The following is a 23,353-nucleotide window of genomic DNA, read 5'->3' on the forward strand; positions in this document are numbered from 1 at the left end:
CATGGGCGCCTGTTCGGAAATATCGAGGCGGCGAATCGAACTCGACTGCTCAGCCGTGCCGCAGAGCCGACACCGCGTCAGCAATGTAGTGATCTCCGAACCGGAGCAGCGGAGCATAGTGGGCGGCCCGCCGGTGCCGCATCAGCCGGAGCTCACCCACGGCGTTGTCCGGGCCGGTCGGCAGTTGCGCGATGGACCTGCGCAACCGCACCATCGAATAGGCAAGCGTGACATGGCGTTCGCTGTCCACGAGGTCGGCCTCCAGCAGTGCGTCCCTGGCGGCGGCGAGTTCGGGATCGCGGGCCACCAGCTGCTCATAGGAGTCGGGCACTACTTTCAGCAGGTCTTTCATCGCGCTGCGGAATGTCTTGTAGCCGCGGTGTTGCCGTCCGCTCAACGGCGTCGCCACCTCCGGAGGCTGCATGGTGGGGCGCACCATCGCCAGGTAGTAGTCCACCGGGATGGTGCTGGCATGGATCATCGCCGCGGGGAAGCCGCGCACGTAGGTGGTGGCATGGTCGAGTCGTTCCAGCGCGGCAGCGGTCGCGCCGTAGCGCAGATGATGCGCCGCATCGGTCACGGCGACCGCCGCGCAGATGTTGAACAGGACGTGAACCTGATGCCCGACGAGCCATCGCGCCGTCCACTCGCTCTCCAACGAGACGCCGTCGGATGGCTCCGGAATGGAGAGAGGACCAACCGGCGCCGCGTCCGACGCCGCGGCCCCGGTGAGGTCGAGCACGGCCTGCCGCATACCGGCGACCTCCACCGCCAGGTCCGCACCCGAAAGCGGCGCCCTGCACAGATCCCACAGGCCCCGATAAATGACCAGCACACCATGCAGGGCCGCCTGCTGATCCGACAGATCCACCTCGCGGACCCGAAAGAACGACTGGCTCACCGACTCCGCGGGCAAGTCCGCACCGACAACGGGCCCGGCCTCCTCCGACAACGCATCGACCAGCTCCCCGGCGGCGACCGCGGCGCGCCGTATCGCTGCGGTGCGCTCGACCGGACCCGCATGAGTCGGCACTTCGGCCACAGTCATCGCGGTCCGTTGCGCTTCGGCCCGAACGCGACCGTTCAGGTGCGGGGCGGCTGCCCCGTCCCGCACTCCCCGGAACACAGCCACTGGCGGATGCGGGTCTGTCTCCGAAGTACCCATGTCATCCACAATATCCCGCGACAAGCCCGTTTCGCAGGCGCTTGCTTGCAGCGAAATGATGAATTCCCTTGCCTCGTCGCATATCTCACCGCCGAGATCCGACGCCTGCGAACCGGGCACGTTGCCGCGCTCCGCACCGCGCGCCGGATGTCCGGCTTCCCGCGACCCGGACAGACGCAGTCGGCCTACGTCCGTCGAACAGAGTGGACTCGATGCCACCGGAGCTACCGCAAGCCACCGACGAAATCCTCGATGATCCGGTTGTAGGCATCCGGCTGCTCCATGTTGGGGAAATGACCTGCGCCGGTGATGATTTCCCTTCGGCTGCCGGGGACGGCGGCGAGGAGGCGGTCCACTGTCGCCGTCAGATCGGGGGAATCGAACGCGCCGTCGGCGGCGAGTACGGGTACCTCGATCGCCGCCGCGCGAGCCGCCACAGCGGCGACCGGGATGTGATGATCCGGTTCGGACGCAGTGTGTTTGGCGAGCGTCCGAGCCGCCATCTCGCGAATTCGCGACACCATCGTGGCGTCGACCTCGTCGAGCGAACGGCGCGGGCCCGCCGCCCACTGCACAAACGCCGTCATCCACGTGTCGATGTCGCCGTGCGCCATGGCACGGGCCTGGGTGGCGTCGAGCTCTTTCGACCACGGGTCGCGATACTCCGGTTCGCCTATGGCACGACCGCTCACGACCAGGGCGCGCACCAGATCGGGGTGTTCCAGTGCGGTGTCGACCGCGATCATGGCTCCCATCGAAACGCCGATCAGGACTGCGGGCCCGAGATCGAGGTGCCGCAGCAACGCAGCCAGATCGTCGGTCTGCCGGAAAGGTCGTGTCGCGTTGGCGGATTCACCGTGCCCGCGAGCGTCCGGGGCGATCACGCGGTAGCGCCGAGCGAGGACCGGCAGTTGGGCGTTGAACATCATGGAGTCGACGAAACTCGCGTGCAACAGCACCAGTGGTCGGCCCGCACCGGCGTCACGGTAGGCGAGGAGTCCGTCGCCGCTGTCGAACGTACGTGAGAGTTCAATCATGACAACCAAGGTGTCATATTGATCGCACTTTGACAACCAAGGTGTCACAATGGCCGGGTGACCGAACCGCCGCTGCCACCAGACGAACTAGCCTCCCGACTGATGGAGGTCTTCACCCGCGTCGGCACATTGCACCGCAGGGTCTACCGGAAGATCGAGCAAGATGCAGCGCCCCAGGGGCTTTCGGTCGGCATCCGCGCCATCCTCGACCTGCTCCGCGAGCACGGCCCGATGACCGTCCCGGATATGGGCCGCGCCCAGTCCCTGAGCCGCCAGTTCGTCCAGCGCATGGTCAACGACGCGGCGGCCGCCGACCTGGTCGAATTCCAGTCGAACCCCTTGCATCAGCGCTCCTCGTTGATAGCCCTGACCCCGGCGGGCGCCTCGGCCATCACTGCCGCAACCATGCGCGAACACGCCCTCCTACGCCGGACCGGCGGCAACCTCACCGACGCCGAAATCTCCTCCTGCCTCAGGGTTCTCGACCACATGCTCGACCTCTTCGACGACGTCGACATGAACGGCTGACCCTCACGGGACGAGCACGGTTTTGCCCTTCGCACTTCCGGCCGACGCGTGCGCCGCGGCGGCATCGGCCAGGTCGAACTCCCGCTCGACGTGGACGCGCAGCGCACCGGCCTCGGCGAGACCGGCGAGGCCGGCCAGATCCGCTGCCGACGGATGGACGAACACGGTCTCGAAGCGGACACCGTGCTGCTCGGCTTCGGCCGACGTCAGCCCAGGATTGTGACCGACCGTGGTGACCAGCGCACCTCCCGGCTTCAACACGCCCAGCGAGCGCGGGGCATACTCGCCGCCGACCAGGTCGAACACCGCATCCACCGGATCGATCGCGGCGGTGAAATCGATTGCGGTGTAATCGATCAGCTCGTCGGCGCCCAGCCCGGTCAGAAAGGCGTGATTCTCGGCCCGCGCGGTGCCGACGACGTGCGCGCCGCGCGCCTTGGCAACCTGTACCGCCAGATGCCCGACCCCACCGGCCGCGGCATGGATCAGCACCCGCTGCCCGGCCCCGATCCGGGCAAGCCCGACCAAACCCTGCCACGCGGTCAGCCCGGACAGCGGCAACGCGCCCGCCTCCGACATCGACAGAGTCGCGGGCTTGGCCGCCAGCTCGGCAGCGGGCGCGACCAGGTACTCCGCGTACCCACCCGCCGCCTTCGGGAACAGCGGCATCCCGAAAACCTCCGCGCCAACCTCGAACCGCGTCACCCCCGGACCCACCGCCTCCACAACACCGGCGACATCCCAGCCCAGCGCGAACGGCGGTGCGGGAAACAACGGGAAATGCCCGGCACGAACGGCCGAGTCCACCGGGTTCACCCCCGCCGCCCGCACCCGGACCAGCACCTCGCCGGAACCGGGCTGCGGCAGCTCGACCTCGGTGCGATACAGCACCTCGGGCCCACCGAACCGGTCTTGAGTAATCGCGTACATCAGATCTCCACTTAGTTGACATGAGGAATATTGTCGAAACAAATAATTACCTCACATCGTTCCTCGTGTCAACTATCCGCGCATCAACCATCTGCGCCGCTGCGGCCCGAATCCTGGTCGAGCTCGGCACCGACCACAGGAGGACGCCCTCCGCGGGTCTTGCGGGCCCCACCGCGTGCTGGGTAGCCGGGTCCGCCGATTCGGGCTGGAACATCGGCGGACGATGCGGGTCGGCAGCAGGCGCGGACCTCGCCGAAGGCGCGCTCGGTCAACCCGACCGCGATAGCGGCGAACGCCTGAGGTCGAATGAAGGCCACTGGCACGAAGGAGAATTGGCGCCGCGATCGATATCAGCGACCCGAAGAACAGCAATCCGAGAGGATGCCCGGAAATGTTGTGAGCGTTGGCCGGCTCACGGCCACGGCTCCGACGGCTGGACGATATCGAAGTGCAGCCCGCTGGAGCCTTCACCGCTACCGGGGTTCTTCTGCCTGCGGACCCAGGAGTGCCAGGAACCGTCGAACCAGCGAGCCAGTACCGGGCGGCGGGTCACCAGTGCGCCGTCGCGCGGGACCTCCTCTTCGTGCACCCAGTCATCGGTGTGCAGCAGCCTGCCGTGCGGCTCGGACGTGAACCCCGGCTGCTGTAGTGGCACCAGCGCGAAGCGGATCTGGTCGAGGCTCACGGCGTGCGGCACCAGCGGCAGCCAATAGTCCGGGACGATGGTTTGCACCGTGTAGGAACCGATGTCGCGCGGCGGCGGGCTCTCCGGCGCGATCCGCAGCCACCGTTCACGTCGGTCGACCCGGTCGCCCCGCGGGTCGGTGAAGGACTTCTCCACCGCCCACCCGAGGTTGGCGAGTTCGTCGCGCAACAGCGCGACGGTCTCCAACGGCTCGCCGACAGCACCGCGTTCGGACGGCATGACGAGCAGACCATTGTCGGTACCGGTGACCGTGAAGAGATTCCAGCCCTCCTCATCGCTTCCGGCACGGGTGATTTCGTGTTTGCCGCCGAACGAATCGGAGACGACGAGCTTGTCCAGCACCGTGAGCGAGCCCGCGGGCACCTCCAGCGGAAGCAGGAACCGGTCGTTGCCGTACACCTCCGCGAACGCGATCAGCAGCAGCCTGCCGGTGTCGAGCTTGTCGACGTCGGTCGAGCCGAGATCGATCTGCGCGTCTTCCATCTCCCAGAACCGGTCCGCGGGAATGCCGCCGTATCGGACGGTCGACGGGATCGCCTCCCGGCTGAACATGTGCACTGCGGCCGGTGTCGTCGGCGCGGGTGTCGCGGTCGGATCGAGGTCGACGGTGAACCAGTCCAGACCGTCCCCGAGGTACTCCTCGGAGTGAAAGACCTTGTCGCCGCACGACATATCGACGCGATGTTCGAAACGGTGCGGGTCGAAGGTGTCCGGCGCTTCAGCGGGGAACAGGCCGCGCCACCAGGTCAGCCAGTCCGCGGGAACGGAACCGAGCCCCGCGACGACCGGCGCGCCGTCGCTGAAATCGGCGACCAGCCGTCCGGCGTCGGGCACTTTCGGCGCGAGTAGCGTCACCAGGTTCGACGGGCCGGTCGGCATCGGCTGTTGGAAACCGTAGGCGGCGAGCACATCCGGCGTGCGTGCCCGTAGACCCTTCTCATCGAGCATCCGCAGGAAATGTGCGCCGCCTTCGATTCTGGCCAGCTCGTCCGGGGCCGCGCTGTCCTCGGATTCGACCATCCCGTCAAGGGGCCCCGATTTCGGCTCATAGGGCACCCAGGAGTGGTCGGCCGCCAGCTCCCCGGTACGGCCCGCGGGCCGCCACGCGGAGATGACGGTGCTGTGCCCGGACAGTTCCACCAGCACCGGGGATCCGGCGTCCTGTCCGGCGAATTCGCCGAACTGCCATTGCCTCGTCAATGCCCAGGCGGGATCGTGCACGCGGGCGGTGAGGCCGGAGGCGACCTCATTGCTGCGCGGCAACGGTTCCAACCGGTAGCGATCGTCGAGACGGAACTTCGGGTTCCCGAGGATATCGACCATTTTTCGCGGCATCGTTCACTCCTCAGCCAGGGTGCGCCAGAATTCGCTGATCATCGATCCGTGCAGTTGCCCGAGTCCGTCGACGCGCACGGCGGGCAGAATGTCGTCGAGCAACGGCAGATCGCCGATGTCGACCGCGCGCAGCTTGGCCAGCTCGAGCGTGTCGCGAACGACGAGAGCCAGACCGTCGGCCGTCCAGCCGCGTTTCGGGTCGGGTGGTACCGCCAGCAAGATCGCCTGTGGCGCTTTGGCATCCGGCCGGTCGAAGTGGAACGACACTCCGGTCAATTCCGATTCCACCGGCACCGCGTCGGGGCCGACCTTGGTGGCCGCCAGCGCGTCCGAGCCGGGCAGCACCTCCACCCATTCGTCGAACACCATGCCGGTCAGCGGCTGCCCGGCAGGCAGATCGAAGGGGGTGTGCCGGACCAGGTGCTGCCGGGCGGTCGGGCGGTGCAACGGGTCGAACGTGCCGCCGATCCAGGCGCCGTCGCCGGGCAGCTGGGACGCGGCAAGCGGGCATGGCCGCCCAGCCCGCACACCGGCCAGTAGCAGGGTCTCGTGCCAGGTGCGGGTGGTCGGGCGAATCGCGGCGAACCGCAGAACCCAGTCCGCCACCGCCGATCCCGTTGCCGCGGACTGGGGCAGTGCCAGCCCGGAGAGCTCGGCGGTGAGCGGAATGTTGGTGCCGAGGAAGTCGGCGAGCGCGAGGGTCACCGCGGTGAGCCAGCCGGGAGTGGTTGCGTCCCTGGACAATGCGACGAGTCGCTGCGGCAGTCGCGCCTCGATGCCGAGTGCACTGCGCTGCTCGACGGTGTCGACGGCGGTGAGGAAACGGGCGACCCGATCGCGTACCTCCGCCAGATCCGGTTCCCTGACTTTCGCCTGCTCACCGACGATATGCCTCGGCAGCAGGGCGGACGCACCGCCGAGCAACCGGTTGATCCGCTCGGTGACGGCACGCGCCTCGGCGAAAGCGCCGTCGAATTCGGTGACCGCGCCGGGGATTCCGTGCTGCTGGGCAAGCCGCGCGGTGATCCGGCGCTGCCCGCTGACGGCGACATCGAGCACGAATCCCAGTGCGCTGAGCCCGAGGGTGTCGGCGGTGGCCGTGAACGGCTGCGACTGCTCTCCCAGGGTCAGTTTTCCGGACAGCTTCCACCCGGCGGCCGGCCCGAGCAGGCCCGCCACCCACGCCTCGACCCGTGGCTCCAGCTCGGCGAAAGCGTCCGTGCCCCAGCCGGGCTCGCGCGGCGGATCGGGCGGCAGCACCGTGACGAGCCGATGGGTCACCGCGCGTCCACGATGGGGGGTGCGCAGCACGTCGAATCGATCGGGCACGTCCTCGCCGCGCCCGAGGGTGTCGGCGGCGAGCCCGGCGCGCATGGGGTTGCCGCCGACGAGCTGATGCACGCTCTCGGCGAGCAGCAGGTCACCGACAGCATCGAGAGCGTCGACGAGATCGTCGAGGATGGGTGTGATCTTCTCCCCATGCTCGAACAGGAATCCGTGCTCGGCCAGTAGCGCGGGCACGGCACCTCTGGCGTGCGCACGGGCCAACTGCATACCGTCGACAACATTCGCCGCGGCGATGGCCTCGGAACTGCGCTTCCACAGATCGGGCTGCGGGTTTCCATCCGCGGGTTCCGGCACCACCGGTATCGGAAACACCGTGCGGTAGCGCGCTTTCTGGGAATCGAGGTTCGCGTCATGCAGCGCCCGCTCGAATCGGTACCCGAGCAGGGCGCCGAGAGTCTGGCCGCGCCGCACACCGCCGAGCAGCCAACGGGCAACGCGCGCCCGTCGTGAAGACAGGTCGACCGCGAGCGTGGAATCATCCTTGTGGGACTTGAATCCCGAGCGCAGGACCGCAGCGGTCGCCGCGTGATGCAGCGACGGCGCATGGATATAACCGTCGGACTCCTGCACCGTGCCCGGACGCAGATTCTCGACCCAGCCGTATCCGCCGAGACGTATCCCGGACACCCCCTCGGCACGTGTTCGGCTGAGCCGCTGCGTAGCCAGCGAGGTCACCCAGGCGTCGAGACGGTGTGCGGTGACGTCGAACAATTCGAACAACAGCGGCAGAAAGTCCTGCGGCGCAACCCGGGACAGCGCCTCCAAACCCGCGAGCAGTTTGCCTGCGGCAGGCAGGCCCTGGCGTCCGAACTCGCGGATCGCGTCGAGTTCGGCCTTCGGGGTGAGGGGGGCCATGATCAGCTGCGACAACAGCCGGTCCACCGTCGAAGGTATCGACAGTGCCGACTTCGCGAGATCGGGTCCCTCCTGGCCGAAGGGGGCGTCGTTGCCGCTGCTCACCAGCCAGGGCAGGAAGTCGGTCGGCGATCCGGAATCATCGGCGAACCCGACCGTGCCGAAGATCGTCGCACGCCGATCGGGAGAGACGCCGTCGATGCTCATCGGCCACCGCTCGAGGTACTGCTCGTGGGTCATTCGGTCGATCAGGACGTCGATAGCGTCGTGCAGTTGGTCTCGGCTGTTCGCGAACAGCTGGGGGTATTTCGCCGCGTTGGGGGCGAGGCGCTCGGCGACCTTGGCGTAATCCGGCGGCTTCGAATCGGACACCCATGCCAGATTGCTGACGTCCTCGGTGGGCTGCGCCCAGCGCAGTCCGGAAAGAATGCCGCCGACAGCCACGGCGGGCCCGGGGGAACGCAGACTCAGTTTGTCGAACTTCTCCCGGCCACCGTTCGGGGACAGTACGCGGCGGATCACGAGATCGTTCGACACCGGGAGACGGCACAGGATGTCGGCCGCGACCTGGTCGGCGGGCAGGCCGTCGGTCACTCGCGGTATCCAGCCGGAGACCAGCGCGGCACGCCAGTGATGCCGTAGCCGCAACAGCCAGGGCAGCATCAGCGAGGCCGCGTCGTCGGGCCGGTCGGTCGTCCATTCGTCGACCGTCGACACCGGAAGCACACCGTAGGGCTGCCTTCCGACCCGGAAAGTCGGCAAAGGTCCACGGCTGCGGACGAATTCGGCCATGTGATCCCTGATGGTCAGCCAGAGTCCGAGTCGCGACACCTCTTCCGGCGTGCTGAACAGCCCTTGATCTTCGACCATCTTGAACGCGAGACCCCACCAGGCCAGGATCGCCAAAGTCTCTGCTGCGGCGTCACCGGCATGCTCGGCGCCCTGGCATTCGGTGAGGAATCCCGCGTCGGTGAGTCCGAGCGCACGGGCCACCCGGTCGGCATCGGTCGGATTCGGTTCGGGTTCACCGGGTTTGGCGGGAATCACCAGCAGCTGGCCCTTCTCGATGACATCGGGATCGGGGATCTTGTTGGCAGCGGCGATGATCGGGAACAATTCACCGTCGCCGTAGAAGCGTTTTGCCAGCTTGAACAACGTGTCGTTCGCCACTACCCGGTGTGTGCGCGCAGCGATGTCGGGGTCGCGTGGGGGCGTCGGTCCCGGCGGTGTGCCATCGGGGCGTGACGACCACGAGGATCGGCTCTGCGGCGTGTTGTTGGTCGGTGTGCCCGGCGCGAGGAAGGCGAGGCCGCCGGTGTACGCGTGACCGTGCAATGTCGTGCGCAACCGGTCAGCGGCCTCGGCGGGCGCGCGTTGGCTCACGCCGATGACGAACAGTTCGTCGAGGTGGTCCACCTCGGCGGGCAACCTCAGCACGGTGGCCATGCCTTCGAGCACTGCGTCGTCGAAATCGATGGCCCAGGCGGCATGCCGGCGATCGGGTGCGGCTTCGTCGGCGGTGAGGAAACCCAGCGGCAAGGGGTCGGGGATGTCTTCGCCGACTTTGTCGACCACCACCAGGCCGCCGACCAGGCCCAGGAAGCGCCACTGCGCGGGCATGGTGGTCACTTCGGGGGCACGTCGCTTACGTGGATCACGCAGTGCGGGGTCGGGCATACCGGGACGTGACACCCTGGTCGCCCAGGCGGCGCGATTCGGGCTGAGGGTCTGGAGCAGGGTGTGCCAGGCTTCGTCACCCGGATCCTGCCAGTACTTGCGCGCCGCGGCGAATTCACCGGGGGTGAGTGCGGGGTCGAAGCCATCGATGTGGATGTCGTCGGGGTAGACGCGCACCTTGATGCCGCGTTTGTCGGCGGTCCATTTGGTCTCGATCCGCACGGGAAGCAACGCGATCGGCTCGGCACTGTGCGCACCGAACAGCGGTGCACCCGAATCGAGCACTGCGGCAAGGTTTTCGGTGGCCTCGTCCAGCCGGGCTCGCAGCTGGTCCAGTTCCGCACGCCTGGCTGCCTGCGCAGCCTCCACCGGCGCGAGAACAGTCTGCGGCGTATTGCCGTGCGGCACTTCCTCACGGGGCGGATTGCTCGCAACCCACGCCCGCACCCGGCCGAGCTCGAACTCCTTGTCATCGGCCAGCGCTAGCTTGTTGTCGTGCTCGAGCCGGACCATATCCAGAGTGCGGCGCAGCATGAACGGGCTGGCACCGGTAGCGGTCGGGCCGGTGCCTATGTCGGGGATGATCAGCAGTTGGCCGACGAAGATCAGATCGGGGTCCGGGATGGCGTTGGCGACCGCGATGATCGGAAAAAGCTCACCCTTGCCGTAGAAACGCTGCGCCAAACCGAACAGCGTGTCACCTTGGGTGACAATGTAGGTCCTCGTGATCGGCGGAATGATCAGCCGCCGCCCCACCGGGATCCGATCGGGATCGGCAATTCCATTGGCAGCGGCAATGACCGGGAACAGCTCACCCTTGCCGTAGAAACGCTGCGCCAAACCGAACAGCGCGTCACCCGCCACCACGACATGGGTTCTGGGATTGGCGGGAATTATCGGTGGGCGGCGCTGTCCGGTGAGTTCGGGGATGACGATCACCTGCCCGGCCGCGATGCGGTTGGGGTCCATGACCCGGTTGGCCGCGGCGATGATCGGAAACAGCTCACCATCGCCGTAGAAGCGTTTCGCCAGCCCGAACAACGTGTCTCCCGCTACGGCGGTGTGGGTCTTGACGATATCGGGAATGATCAGCGTCCGGCCGACGGAGATGCGATTCGGATCGATGATTCCGTTCGCTGCCGCGATCACCGGGAACAGCTCCCCGTTGCCGTAGAACTGCTGTGCCAACCGGAACAGTGTGTCGCCTCCGACCACCGTGTGAGTCCTGGCCATGGCTACTCCTGTCGTGTCACGCCGGGCCGAGCATTGTGTTCGGCGAGAAGGCCATCTGGAACGGCCGTTGGAAGATGATCCGGGCGAAGTCGGCGGGGTCCGCGCTCTGCCAGGTCGCGGGATCCGGGAGCTGCGGGGTTGGTGGCGCCCCGCCGCCGAGCCGCTGCACAAAGCCATTGGTGAGCGGCACCCCCGGCCAGCCGAGGTCGTACCAGTGCTCGTAGGGGTTGGTCGAGGACTGATCGAATCCGAATTGCGCGCCGCGCATCGGTTCGCGCACCACGAACATCCAGTTCTGGGTGCGAACGGTCGGCTCGTCGAGGTCGAAGCAATACAGGTTCGTCCGCTCGTCCACCGGCAGCACGAACTTCGGCTCCTGCCATCGCACCTGATCGCTTTCGACCTTCTTGTCCACCGATTTCGCGGCAAGCACCAGCGTGCCGGGGTAGCGCCACAGCACTTCGCCACGCACCAGGAGCACGAGCAGATCCTTCGCACCTTCGGCGCTGTGTTCGCCGAGCGGAACGTCGGGGGCCCACAGCGCGATTTCCCCGTACTGGGGTTGCACGCCGCCGGGGGGCCAGAAGCGGGAAAACGGTGTGCCCGCTTCGTCGGTCGGGAATTCGCGCCAGCGCAGCTCGCGGTTGAACTCCTGGTTCAGGCCGACGAGCAATGCTTCGACGAACCCCGAATTGACTTCCAGCAGGGTCGCGCTGTTGTCGGGGAAGGTAGTGATACCCGGGACCGCCCACTCGGGCCAGCGAGCGAGAATCTCCGCGGCAATGGGGAATCCGAATTCAGGGTGCGCCATGATCTGGCGCAGCGGTCTCCGATCGGTGTCCGCGCGGACCGCGACCGACGCCGTCGGGATGATCTCCTTCATCCGCTCGAGTTGCAGCGGCAGCGGCCGGATGACCGTCCGCACACTGCTCGCGATCGCCTCGATACCCATACTCACCCGGAATTCGGTCGGCGTCTGCGTCGCCAGGCTCTCGGCGAGCACCGATCGGCGCAGCCCGCGCAACTGCATCGGGCGCGGCACCGGTAGTGCGCCGCCCGCCATCGTCTCCGACATCGAGGCACCGACCTCGGCGAGTTGCCGCGCGGCGTCCGCACCGCCGAATGCCGCACGCGCGGTGAACGATTCCCGTTGGGCGCCTACCAGGCCGACCAAGGTCTGTGCGGCGAACAACGAGGACGGGTCGCGCGCGACGCTCGTCGCCGCCATCGGCCCGACCGCATCGGAGATGGCGGCGAACCACAGCGCCGGTTTGGCGGGAACCACCTCGGTGCCGCCCGCCGCGGTGGTGAGGACCGAGCCCGCCGGCATTTCCGCTGCGGAGGACCCCGCGGCACGTGCGCACCGGCGTGCCAACGCGCCGTGCGGGCGGGTGAGCCGGACGAACGCGGTGGATCCGGAGCCGTCGGGAACCGCTGAATCGGCGAGCACCTGCTCGAGCGAACCCTGATCGGCCACATGGACTTTTGTGCGCAGCATGTCGGCAAGTCCGGTCAACGGCGCGGGCGCCATCGTCGCGAGGTGTTTGTCTTGCGCGCCCGTACCGGTCTGCTCGGCCAACTCGGTAGCCGCGAGCAGCCGATTCGCCTCGTTGATAGCGCCGACCTGTTCCCAGGCCCGTGCCATCAGGAATTCCTGTTCCAACTGGACGTAGCGCGCACCGAGCGCGGCCGCGACCCGGAACTGCACTTGAGTGTTCAGCGTGCTTACCCAACCGGTGAGAGGCAATGTCTGATCCCCGGTGTGGTGGCTGCCGTACAGAGGTGGCGCGACAGCCTTGTCGTCACGGTCGGGGGGCACTCCGACCTGGACTCTCCGGCCGGCGGGCGCATCGACCCTTTCCCTGATGAGTTTGCGGTAGAGCTCCCTACTCGCGGGATCGGACCACTGCTCGTCGTGAGTCTCCGAACCCGGAAGACGCAGCGCGCCTTGCACCTTCACGGTTACCTCCGCGGGTGCGCCCGCCGGTGGCTGCTCGTGCGGCCACGGCTGGTGCACACCGATCGGGCGGGACCCGAAGCCGGGCAATGTCTCCGCGGCGACCGGCTCGATCCTTCTGGCCAAGTCCTCGAAGGTGCCCTCCTCCCCCGTGCCGAATTCCCACCAGTCATAGACCGGAAGCAAGACCCCGCCCTGCTGCCCCGGCGACCAAGCAGCTGCCCCACCATCGGCGGGAATCGGCTTGTTCAACCCCGCGGCGACACCGGCTTTCGTGGTCGGCACCACGCACGCGATCCAATTCTTGCCTGCCTCGAGCCGCCGCGGGCAGATCAGCCGGGAGATGACGGTGTCGAGCCCGGTTCGATAGTCCCGGTCGACGGCGTCGTTGGGCGGTCCGTCGCCTTCGACGCGCGCCTCGACATGCACCCAGGACGCGGCATCGGCGAGATCGGGCAGTGCGGTCGCGGGCGCGTTCACGAACCACAGCGGGCTGCCCTGCTGCGGCCGTCCTTCCTCGGCGGCCAGCACGAGCAGCGCCAGCCAGGGCCTTTTGACCGGTCCCGGAATGCTGAACAGCCATGGCAGCGTCGCGTCGGCGAATTCGATCAGCGCGAGATAGTCGGCGGCGCCGTCGGGCGCACCGGGCGGCGGCTCACGTCGGACCACCATCGACGGCTCGAAACCCACAGTGTCACCGGGGCCGAGCAATTGCAGGTCGGGGCCCGGCAGCGTCCGCGGCTGTTCCGGCGGCTGATCCTTGATCGACCGGCCGACGTCGACGGTCGGAGTGAAGCTGGGCCGCGCATTCTTCGTCGACCGTGCGACAGCCGCCGCGCCGATCTCGACCGACGATACGAACCAACGACGACTCATCGGTTCATCACCACCTTGGGAACCAGATTCTCGAACGGGCGCTGCGCAAGCCGCCACCGATCCACCCGTTCGGCGGCGGTGATCATGCGCGCGAAGGTCTCCGCGGTGAAGCTGCCGCGCAGGCGCAGGATGATTCGTGGGGCGGGCGGGGCGGGGAACCAACCGGGTTCCACCTTGTAGCCGGTCTCGTACCTGTCGTCCATCACATGCGCCGGTCCGGGCTTGACAGCGGTGTTCGACAGCGCGAATCCGCCGGTCCGCTTCTCGAACGCGCCACGGCCGAGTTGTTCGTCGTCGTTCATCGCGAAGTACTCGCCGGGCACGAATTGCTCAGGAACGGGAATGGTCCGTGGCAGCTCTAGCCCGGCATCGAGATGGGCCGAGGTGATCCGCCAGGTCTGTTCGGGCACACCGAGTCGGTGGAATCTATTGATCGCAATGTCGAGCGGCACGACCGACTGACTGACCCGCAACGACGCATCGGGCTGCGCGACAATGCCTTGCGCGAGCTCCCTCTTGGCCGTCTCGGTGAACTTGATGCCCGCGCGTTGCGCGCCCGGACGCTCCACCGCCCACGCGTCCCGTTGCCGGACCGCCTTGGCGACATGGTCGAAGATATCCTCGGTCGATTGCGCGAGCGGCGCCGGATCGCCCCACCGGACATCGAAGTCCAGGGAGACCTCCCAGAACAACACCTCGATGCTGCCCTTGCCGTAGGCATGCCACGGCGCGGGACCCTCCAGCGTGAAGTCCAATCCGATGCCTGCCAGCCGCTCGCCGAAGGCGAGAACCGCGACACCCGCGTAAACGTGCGCTTGGAACGCCAGGGTCGGCTCCCAGACGAACAGCGCGTCGAGTCCGAGCCAACCCTCGAGCCCACACTCGGCGACCGTCGCGTCGAGCTGGAGTTTCGCGCCGAATTGCAGCGAGTTGGACGTCAGGGCCAAGTAGGACTCCGCGCGCAGGCCGAGGACGCCGCCGCCGATGTCCATCGCGAGCCGAGCCAGCTGCGGAACGCCGGGCGGGCGCGTGTACTTGGGGTGAAATCCGCCCGCGGACAACACGAATACCGCGTTGTCGCCGCCGCGAAAGAGCAGGTAGATTTCGCCGGTCACCGGAATCCCGACGATCCAGGACCCAGCGAGCGAGACCAGGAACTCGACCACCGGCACCCCAGGGTCGATCTTGCCGTACACGCTGGCCTGCAAACGGATCAGCGGCACCGCAGGATCCGGCAGCGCGATCAGCGCCCGGCCGAGCAACAGCACCCGAACCGGGTCCGGCAGTTCGAGAATCACCGCGACGGCGACACTGACCATGCGGCCGCCCCAGTTGATCCGGACCATCGGGCCGACGACGAATCGCCCGGGGGCAACCGGGAAGCAGGATTCCAGCGCGCCGACGATCTCATCCGCTCGGGCAATCGCATTGCCGGGGAACAGGATCCGATCCGCATTGCCCTCGCTGACCAGTGCGCGCAGATGATCGGCGTCGGCACGCCTGTTGATGCCGACCAGTCCCCCGACCGCGTCGATCGCGAAGCCGAAACCCAACTGGATACCGGGATAAGGGAATTCGGCTCCCAGCAGGACGAGCAGCGACAGCGGCGGATTGTTGTTGTTTCCCGGTAGTTGCAGCAGTCCGAACGCGGTCACATGCAGCACGCCGAGATTGATATCGAGTCCACCCGCGTAAGCGTTCGCGCCGCGCCTCTTGAAGAAGCCGCCGCCGGATACCGGTCCGAGCAGCAGGTCGATGCCCATGCCCGACGGGAGGTCGGCCACGATGTCGGTGCCGATGCCGATCCGGTCGGGCAGCAGGATCGGAATGCCGATGCCCACCTCGTCGAGGCTCGCGCTCATCGGCAGCGCGGGCGGTTTCGCCAACACCGACACACTCGGCTGCAGCACGAACTTGCCGTCAACCATGGCGAGTGCGACCGCGAAACTGCGCACCGAGATGCCGGGCAGCTGAAGGTTGATCCTGCGCTCGACGCGCACGCGGCCCTCCGCGAACCGCAGACCTTCGGTCCGGCTCATCGCGAGGGTGAGATCGGTCGGTGAGGTCTCCGCGCCGCTGCCGCCCAGCAACCCGGCCAGGATGGCGGGCAGCAGTCTGGCCGTGAACTTTTCGACATGGATGTCGACGTGCGCCGCGGTGGCCGGGGACGCGACCAGGGTTGCCGCGACGCGCTGCGTCGAGATCCCGAGTCCACCCGCTCCCACAGCAAGTGCTCTCTTGCCGACGGTGAGGGAGACGGTGCCCGCGGGCGCCGCCGCGGCGGCGCCGGGGGTGAACGTCGCGGTCCACGCGTTGTCGGTCCGGATCGACACGGTCAGATCCCACTCCGCACCGATCACCGAATGGTCGAGTACCGCGTTGGGGGTGACGACCAGATCGATGACCGGGCCAGGGGATACCGCGAGCACTCCACGAGAGCCGTTCTTGGTGAGCACGAAGGCGAGCCCGCGAGTCCCGTCAGACCGCTTCCAGCCATGAGCCCGCAGCGGTGATCCGGCGTCGCTGATATTGCCGACCAGGTCGTGCACCAGCTTTAACAGGCTGTGCTGATCGGGCAGGTTCGCCAGCGGCTCGAGTAGCTTGCCACTCAGCGCGGGGTCGGTCTCCCCGGCGAGCACCGGCAAGTCGAGAGCACTGGCGAGTGGGGTCACCGCCCCCTCCGCCAGCCCCCACAGCAGAGTCGCGACTTGCGCCAACAGTTCCTCGGGGTCCATGGCAGCCTCCTCGCCACATCCGCGGATCGGAGGGAGCTACCGATCAGCCATCCCCAAGCTATTGCGCGCACGCGGAGCGAACACGAGTACCGACTACTCGAAATCTCGCTGACCTCGGATCGGGAACACGCGGGGCGTTCGGTACGGCGTAGTGCTGCCCTGCCCGACAAACGGCGGCCATAATTGCCGGGCGATGGATTCCTGACCTCAGTGCGGGTGGCTGAGTGTGAGCCGCCGCGTGACGCTTACTCGCGCGCACGCGGCGGCTCGCGGATTCAGGCGGGTGCACCTGTCTTCGTCGCCTCGACTGCCGCGCCGATCCACGGCAACACTGCCGCGCGAACCTGGACGGCCCGTGGCAGCAATCCATTAGCCGCCAAGAGGTCTGCCGCGTGTTGCTGTTCGTCGAGGAATTCCTCGCTGACGGCGTTGACGCCGAACGGCCTGCCGCGCAGGGCAGCCTCCCAGGCGTCGAGGTCCGCGGTGCCGCCACGCGTGAGGATGTCGTCGACGAAGTACGCGGCGGCTTCGCGTGGGTTCGCCGCGATCCAGGCGTCGGACTCCTGCAGGGCCGCGATGATCACTTCGAGCGCGGCGCGGTTGTCCACGGCGAAATCGCGGCGGGTGAACCACAGTGACGGGTGGCTGAACACTGACTCGGTGTCGATCAGCGTGCGCAGTTCGGTAGCGGCTTCCACGGTGGTCAACCCCGGGTATGCGCCGACCCACGCGTCGAGATCGCCGTTGAGCAGCGCGGCACCGCCGTCGCGTACGTCGGTGTCGATCGGCTCGATGTCCGACCAGCCCAGCCCCGCCTTCTCCAGCGCGAACAGCAGCAAGGTGGTCTGCCAAGAGCCGTGCGCGATGCCGACGCGTTTGCCCTTCAGGTCGGCCACGGTCCGGATATCGCTGTTCGCCTCGGTCACCAGTCTGCCGTTCTCCACCCGGGGGCCGGAGATGCCGACATAGACGAGATCGCGGCCGTTGGCCAGGCCGGTGACCGGCGGGGTGAAGCCGGTGCCGATGAAATCGTAGCCGCCGTCGGTGAACAGCCAATCCGAATGCAGCGACGGCAGACCGGTCTTCGGGTCGACACGCTCCGATGGTGGCAGGGAGCGCAGGTCGACCCATTCCACGTCGGGCAGCCGACGTTCCAGGATGCCGCGATGACGCAGCACGAACAGCGAATTGTTGTGCGGGAAATAGCCGACACGGACGGACATGAATGCTCCTGAGATCGGTACTGGGATGGTCAGATCAGTCCGCGGCGGCGGGCCTCATCGGCCAGGCCGCTGCGGCTCCATTGCACTGCGAGGTTGGACGGATCGAATTCGACAGAGCCGCCGAGGGTTTCGGCGATCGCCTGATACTGAGCGCCCTCCTCGAGCAGAACCACGAACTTCGCCAGCTCGAGCAGACCGGCCCGGCCGATCACGTTGGCGCCGCCGTTGGCCTCGAAGATGGCGACGAGATCCGGGTCCTCGACAAGGTGCTGCAAGATGAAATCGCCTGCGGTGATGGTGCGATCGATATGCGGTGGAATCTCCCGCGACAGCGTCAGCCGCTGCGAAGCCGCGTAGCGGATCGGCAGGGTGCGGTGGGTCTGGGCCCAGCCGCCGAGCCATGGGGTGTGGACGTGCACGACAGAAGTGATCTCCGGATGCGCCCGGAACACCTTGGCGTAGCCGGTCACGAATCCCGCGGATCCGGTGCCCGACAGCACCTCACCGTCGAAGGTCGCGACGACCGGCGCGATGACGCGGTCGTCGGCCCACGGACCGGGTTCATTGAGCGCGACGGCGATCTCTTCACCAGGCACGCGTTCGACGAAATTGACGGTGCCATTGCCGGTCACGGTGCCGGATTCGCGGAAAACACGGAAGGCCTTTTCGGCGTCCCTTGTCGCGGCGGCGGCGAAGGATGTGACGGCCCCGGAGAGCCGGGACTCGGTGGTGGTCATGGATTCTCCTGTGCTATCGGGCGAGGGAAAGCGATGGTGCGGGATCGGGTGCGGTGATTCGGGACCGGCCGAGCAGCGGCAGCACTTCCTCGCCGACTCGGTAGGCCTCCTCGAGATGCGGGTTGCCCGCGAGGATGAAGGCGTCGACACCGAGATCGATCAGCTCGTCGAGGCGCTGTGCGATCTGTTCGTAGCTGCCGACCAGGCCGAAGGCGGGACCGCCGCGGATGAGGCTGAAGCCGCACCACACGTTCGGCTGCACCTCGAGATCACGGAAGCCGGTGATGGTTTCGGGCACCCAGCCGGTGATGCGAGCCGCGCCGACGGAATCGCCCTGCGCGGCACGGTTGGCGGCATCGCGGTCGACGAAGGCCCAGCCCTTCTCGATCTCCGCCCATGCCGCTTCCTCGGTGTGCCGCGCGACAATATCGATACGGACCGCGAACTTCGGTGTGCGGCCGATGGTTTCGGCGTGCGCGCGGACTCCATCGAACTTCGCGCGCAGGTCGGCGTACGGCTCGAGCCAGGACAGGTAGTAGTCGGCGTGGCGGCCCGCGGCCTGCACGGCGGCACCAGACGAGCCGGAGAAATACACCTCGGGAAACGGTTGACCGGCCAGCCCGGGCGGCAATGCGGCGCCCTCGGTGGTGAAGAAACGGCCTTCGTGGTCGTAGGGGCCACCGTCCCATACGCCGCGTAGCACATCGAGGAACTCGCTGGTTCGAGCGTATCTGTCATCATGGGAAACCTTGTCGCCCCACCACAATTGGGCGGGGCCGCCGCCACCGCTGATGATGTTGTAGACCAGCCTGCCTCCGGTGGCGCGCTGCAGACTCGCCGACATCCGCGCCGCCTGCAATGGGTGCAGGAAGCCCGGCTGGAAGGCGACCATGAACCGGTAGGTGGTGGTCTCTCGTGCCAGCGCCGCCGACACTGCCCACGGGTCGTCGGTGACGGGGAACGACGGCAGCAGCCCGCCGAGGAAGCCGGCCGACTCGGAAGCCTTGGCGACAGCCGCCATATGGTCGATATAGCCGTAGCCGTCGAGTTCACCGTCGCGGATTGCGGGCGCGATATTGCCAGGACCGTAGCCGTTGGCGTGGCCGCGGTTGTAGCGGCGCGGAGTGCGTAGCGAAGCGTGGTCGCCCTCCATGCCGATGCGCCAATACACGTCGATGGTCATGCCGTTGCCTCCTGGGCGGCCAGCGTGCGCCCGGCCGGGTCGACGAGATGAAGCAGGTGCTCGCCGGTGCGGTGCACTTCCTCGATGTGGGGGTGACCCGACAACACGAAGGTCTCGATTCCGGCGCCGATGTAGTCCGAGAGGCGTTGCGCCACTTGCTCATAGCTGCCGACGAGGCCGATCGGCTGCGGGTAGCCGAGTTCGGCGAAGCCCGCCCAGCGCCCGTCGCCGAGATCGAGGGCGGCAGCGGGGGGTGTCTCGCGCACCTCGGCCCACTGCCGGTGCGCCCGCGCCCACGCCTCCTGTTCGGTTTCCCTGGCGATGATCGGCAGTTCGAGGCCGGCGCGGACCGTCCGGCCCGCGGCGGCCGCGCTGTCGTCTAGCAGGGCCACCGTCGCGGCGATGCCGTCGGGTGTCTCGGTGAACACGTGCACATCGCCGTGCCGAGCCGAAAGCTCGACAGCCTGCGCCGAGGTGCCGGACAGGTACACAGCGGGAAACGGCAGCCCCGACAGGATGCCGCGGAAACCGCCGTCGATCACGTCGTAGTGATCACCCGCGAAGTCGAACCCGGTGCCCGCGAATCCCGCTCCCGGAACCGGGGTTTCGTTCCAGACCCCGCGCGCGACGGTCAGGAATTCCGCGGCCCGCACATAGCGGTCGTCGCCGACGACCCGGTCGCCGCGGGCCCGCGCATCGGCCTGATCGGTCTCCACCGCGATGCGCCACGCCAGCCTGCCGCGCGACAGGCGCTGCAGGGTGGTCGACATCTTCGCCGCGTACACCGGAGTGCCGAAGGCGGGATGGAATTCCACGACGACCCGCGCGTGCCTGGTTGCGCGCAGCGCACCGCCTGCCACGATCCATGATTCCTCGCCGAGGGCATCGTAGGGTGCGAGCACCCCATCGAGCCCGGACAGTTCGGCCGCGTGCACGACTTGGTGTAGGTCGTCGAAGGGGCCGAACCGGCCCGGTCGCACGTCGGTGGCTGCGGTGACCGCCGACCGGCCGCCGAAGCCACCCCGATTGCGCAATCCAGGTTCGGCGCGTCGGCCGTCACCACGAGCCGGTAGCCGCCACAGGAACTCCGTCATGCCGGCACCTTCCCGGACTCGACCAGCTCACGCGCGCGCTCCAACGGCTCACGCGCTACCCAGGATTCGAGATCGAACTCGGCGGCCAGGAAGCCGTGGGTGTACAGGAACTGCTGCTGGACGCCGATCAGTTCTACCCGCTCGTCGGACAGCGACGGGTGCAAATCCTTGTGGAAGTCCGCGCCGTAGGCGGCGACGACTCCTTCGGGACCGGACAGGGTTTCGCGCTGCAGCACCTCGCGGACACCGTCGAGGTTGCCCGCTGCCCAGTCCGCGGCGCGCAGGCTCTGTGCGAGAAAGCCGATGACCACCTCGGGACGCGACTCCAGCAGCTCGGCGTGCACGGTGATCGGGCGCGGGGTGCCGTTGTTCACGCGCAGCCGCTTGCTCTCGGTGGCGTCCAGGTCGACCGCGATTCGCAGACCGTGCTCCTTGGCTACCTCCTGCGCCCGCGCGCCCTTGACGTAGATCGCGTCCACCTGGCCGCGCAGCAGTTCCTCGACGCCCCAGGTCGTGGTGCGATTCTCGGACCGGGCTGCGGTGCGCACCTGCGGATTCCGTTCGACGCCCACCTCGACGGCGGTGACGTCGGCGAGGGTGCGGCCACCGAGGCGCAGTGCGTTCGCGAAGCCGTGCAGCGCCATTGCGCGGGGAAAGCTGCGCGCTTGATCCTGCGCCCACGCCGGAACGCCCACGCGCAGACCCGCCAGCTCGGCGGGTGTCGACACCGGGGAATCCGGTCCGACCAGGATTGCCTGCGCCTCGTCGATCCACGTCAGGCCGATCAGCCTGGTCGGCGAACCCTGCGCGCGGGCCGCGATGGCGGGCACGTTGCCGCCCTCGCGGACCAGGCTCGACAGGTTGTGCAAGAAGTGCTGCGCCGCCAGTTCCGGGCCCGCGTCCTGCAGCACGCCGAATTCCAGCCCGGCCTCGGCGGCGGTGTCGCCGAGCCAGCCGAGGCTGTGCGCGAGTCCGCTGGCGGTCGGTACGGGGCAGCGGGTGTACCAAAGGGTTTCGGTCATCGAGCACTCCTGAAGATGCGAAGGTGTTGTCGGTCGAGGGTGGTTCGGGCACTCGGACATCACCGTCCCGTGGCAGGGGGATACGGGCGGCCGAGCGGCTCAGGTCACGCGGGGTCGCGGATCACAGGCGGTCCGGCGAGGTCGTCCCCGGGGCGACGCCGAGCTGAGCGAGGAATTCGGTGTGGTAGCGCAGGATTTCGGGGTCGGCGCGATCGCGCGGGCGTGCGAGGTCGAGGTGCGCGTCGGTCGCAAAGCGGCCGCGGTCGAGGATCAGGACGCGATCGGCCAGCCGAATGGCTTCATCGACGTCATGGGTCACCATCAGAACCGCCGGACGGTGCCTGGCGACCAGATCGCCGACGAGATCCTGCATCTGGAGTCGGGTGAGCGCGTCCAATGCCGCGAACGGCTCGTCCAGCAGCAGCAATTCGGGCTCACGAACGAGCGCGCGGGCCAGCGCCGCCCGCTGCGCTTCACCGCCGGAAAGGGTTGCGGGCCACTGGCGCGCCTTGTCCTCGAGATTCACCTCGGCAAGCGCCCGCACACCCGCCTCTCGATTCCGGCTCGAACGCCGCTGGCCGACAATCACATTGGCCAGCACCCGCTTGGACGGAATCAGCCGCGGCTCCTGATAGACGGTGGTGCGCCTGCCCGGGACGAGTACATCGCCCGCATCCGGTGTCTCCAGTCCGGTGAGCAGCCGCAGCAGGGTGGTCTTCCCGGTGCCGCTCGGACCGAGCAGCACCACGAACTCACCGCGGCGAATGGTGAGGTCGACACCGTCGAGAACGGTTTTGCCGCCGAATGACTTTCGCAGGCCCTTGATCGACACCGCGATCGGCTCCGCAGTGTCCCGGGCCGATGTGGTCAGCGTTGCCGCGGTCATCGGATCGCCACTTGCTTGCGCCATGGCATCGCGAACTTCTCGATGATCCGCACCAATCCGTCGAACACCAGGCCGAGCAGCGCATACAGCACGACGCACAGGACCATGTAATCCGTGCGGTTGTACTCCTGAGCGAGGGTCACCAAGTACCCGACTCCTTCTCTGGTGCCGACCTGCTCGGCTGCGATGAGGCCGGTGATGCTGATGGACAGGCACACGCGCAGCGCCATCAGAATCCCGGGCAGTGCGGACGGCAGGATCACCTCGAGCACGAGCCGCGGCCCGCGCAACCCGAAACCGCGTGCCGCCTCGACCATCTTGCGATCGACATTGCGGACCCCGAGGTAGGTGTAGGCGTACATGGGCGCGACGGTGGCGACGGCGATGAGCAGCACCTTGTACAGCTCGTCGATGCCGAACCAGGCGATGAACAGCGGCACCAGCGCAAGGAACGGCACCGCACGCACGATCTGCATCGTCGAATCGACCAGTTCCTCACCGAGACCGGACAACCCGGCCAGCAGGCCGAGCACCAGCCCGGCCGTCACGCCGATCGCGACACCGAGCGCGGCACGGACGAACGAGGCGAGCGCGAAATCCACCAGCTGACCGCTGTCGAGCAGTTCCGTGAACGCCGTCCACACCCTGGGCGGTCCGGCGAGCACCTGCTCGGAGACCGCGCCGGTGGCCGAGCCGATCCACCACACCGCGATGATCAGTGTGGGCAGCAGGAAGCGCAACGGGATGGAAAGCCATGCGGGCCTGCGCCGTTCGACCCGGCTGCGCGGCGCGGCGAGAACCGGGTCGGCCGCGGTGATCACTGTCAT

The 23,353-nt window shown here is 67.7% G+C and carries 15 protein-coding genes; 1 reads left to right on the forward strand and 14 read right to left on the reverse strand.

All coding sequences use genetic code 11. The annotated features are described in order from the left end of the window. Positions 1–49 precede the first annotated feature (49 nt). Both ACFU4Z_RS07615 and ACFU4Z_RS07620 read right to left on the reverse strand, forming a co-directional pair. The gene (locus ACFU4Z_RS07615) at positions 50–1,048 is read right to left on the reverse strand and encodes a hypothetical protein (protein WP_379060571.1); all 999 of its coding nucleotides are present in this window, start codon (positions 1,046–1,048) and stop codon (positions 50–52) included. A 341-nt stretch (positions 1,049–1,389) separates the two neighbouring features. Beyond that, positions 1,390–2,202, reverse strand: coding sequence for an alpha/beta fold hydrolase (locus ACFU4Z_RS07620; protein WP_379060572.1), 813 nt, complete (start codon positions 2,200–2,202; stop codon positions 1,390–1,392). Positions 2,203–2,259: 57 nt separating this feature from the next. On the opposite strand from ACFU4Z_RS07620, the gene ACFU4Z_RS07625 reads away from it, so the two are divergent. After that, positions 2,260–2,730: a MarR family winged helix-turn-helix transcriptional regulator gene (locus ACFU4Z_RS07625; protein WP_379060573.1), complete on the forward strand. Its 471-nt coding sequence runs from the start codon at positions 2,260–2,262 to the stop codon at positions 2,728–2,730. A gap of 3 nt (positions 2,731–2,733) precedes the next feature. Here the strand turns inward: ACFU4Z_RS07625 and ACFU4Z_RS07630 are convergent, their stop codons facing one another. From ACFU4Z_RS07630 to ACFU4Z_RS07685, 12 genes are all read right to left on the reverse strand, one after another. Further along, positions 2,734–3,660, reverse strand: a complete 927-nt coding sequence (locus ACFU4Z_RS07630; RefSeq protein WP_379060574.1) for an NADP-dependent oxidoreductase — start codon at positions 3,658–3,660, stop codon at positions 2,734–2,736. 412 nt (positions 3,661–4,072) lie between these two features. Further along, positions 4,073–5,701 (reverse strand): hypothetical protein, encoded by a 1,629-nt coding sequence (locus tag ACFU4Z_RS07635; RefSeq protein ID WP_379060575.1) that lies wholly within the window; start codon positions 5,699–5,701, stop codon positions 4,073–4,075. A gap of 3 nt (positions 5,702–5,704) precedes the next feature. Further along, a complete protein-coding gene (locus ACFU4Z_RS07640; protein WP_379060576.1) occupies positions 5,705–10,813 on the reverse strand; it encodes a LysM peptidoglycan-binding domain-containing protein in 5,109 nt (1,702 codons plus the stop codon). Between the two features lie 16 nt (positions 10,814–10,829). After that, positions 10,830–13,646 (reverse strand): hypothetical protein, encoded by a 2,817-nt coding sequence (locus tag ACFU4Z_RS07645; protein WP_379060577.1) that lies wholly within the window; start codon positions 13,644–13,646, stop codon positions 10,830–10,832. Next, a complete protein-coding gene (locus ACFU4Z_RS07650; RefSeq protein ID WP_379060578.1) occupies positions 13,643–16,381 on the reverse strand; it encodes a DUF6603 domain-containing protein in 2,739 nt (912 codons plus the stop codon). Before ACFU4Z_RS07650 ends, ACFU4Z_RS07645 begins: the two co-directional genes overlap by 4 nt. Positions 16,382–16,656: 275 nt before the next feature. Further along, positions 16,657–17,604 carry an ABC transporter substrate-binding protein gene (locus tag ACFU4Z_RS07655; protein ID WP_379060579.1) on the reverse strand — a complete coding sequence of 316 codons (948 nt, stop codon included), beginning with the start codon at positions 17,602–17,604 and terminating at the stop codon, positions 16,657–16,659. Between the two features lie 29 nt (positions 17,605–17,633). Continuing rightward, positions 17,634–18,341, reverse strand: coding sequence for a class II aldolase/adducin family protein (locus ACFU4Z_RS07660; RefSeq protein ID WP_379060580.1), 708 nt, complete (start codon positions 18,339–18,341; stop codon positions 17,634–17,636). A gap of 13 nt (positions 18,342–18,354) precedes the next feature. After that, entirely contained in the window at positions 18,355–19,524 is a 1,170-nt protein-coding gene (locus ACFU4Z_RS07665; RefSeq protein WP_379060581.1) for an LLM class flavin-dependent oxidoreductase, read from the reverse strand. Further along, entirely contained in the window at positions 19,521–20,618 is a 1,098-nt protein-coding gene (locus ACFU4Z_RS07670) for an LLM class flavin-dependent oxidoreductase (RefSeq protein ID WP_379060582.1), read from the reverse strand. Before ACFU4Z_RS07670 ends, ACFU4Z_RS07665 begins: the two co-directional genes overlap by 4 nt. Further along, complete coding sequence (locus tag ACFU4Z_RS07675; protein ID WP_379060583.1) at positions 20,615–21,640, reverse strand: ABC transporter substrate-binding protein; 1,026 nt, start codon at positions 21,638–21,640, stop codon at positions 20,615–20,617. The genes ACFU4Z_RS07670 and ACFU4Z_RS07675 overlap by 4 nt, the downstream gene beginning before the upstream one ends. A 121-nt stretch (positions 21,641–21,761) precedes the next feature. Next, a complete protein-coding gene (locus ACFU4Z_RS07680) occupies positions 21,762–22,550 on the reverse strand; it encodes an ABC transporter ATP-binding protein (protein WP_379060584.1) in 789 nt (262 codons plus the stop codon). Beyond that, on the reverse strand, positions 22,523–23,353 hold the full coding sequence (locus ACFU4Z_RS07685; RefSeq protein ID WP_379060585.1) for an ABC transporter permease: 831 nt from the start codon (positions 23,351–23,353) through the stop codon (positions 22,523–22,525). The genes ACFU4Z_RS07680 and ACFU4Z_RS07685 overlap by 28 nt, the downstream gene beginning before the upstream one ends.

This window comes from Nocardia sp. NPDC057440, assembly GCF_042802915.1.
GTDB lineage: Bacteria > Actinomycetota > Actinomycetes > Mycobacteriales > Mycobacteriaceae > Nocardia.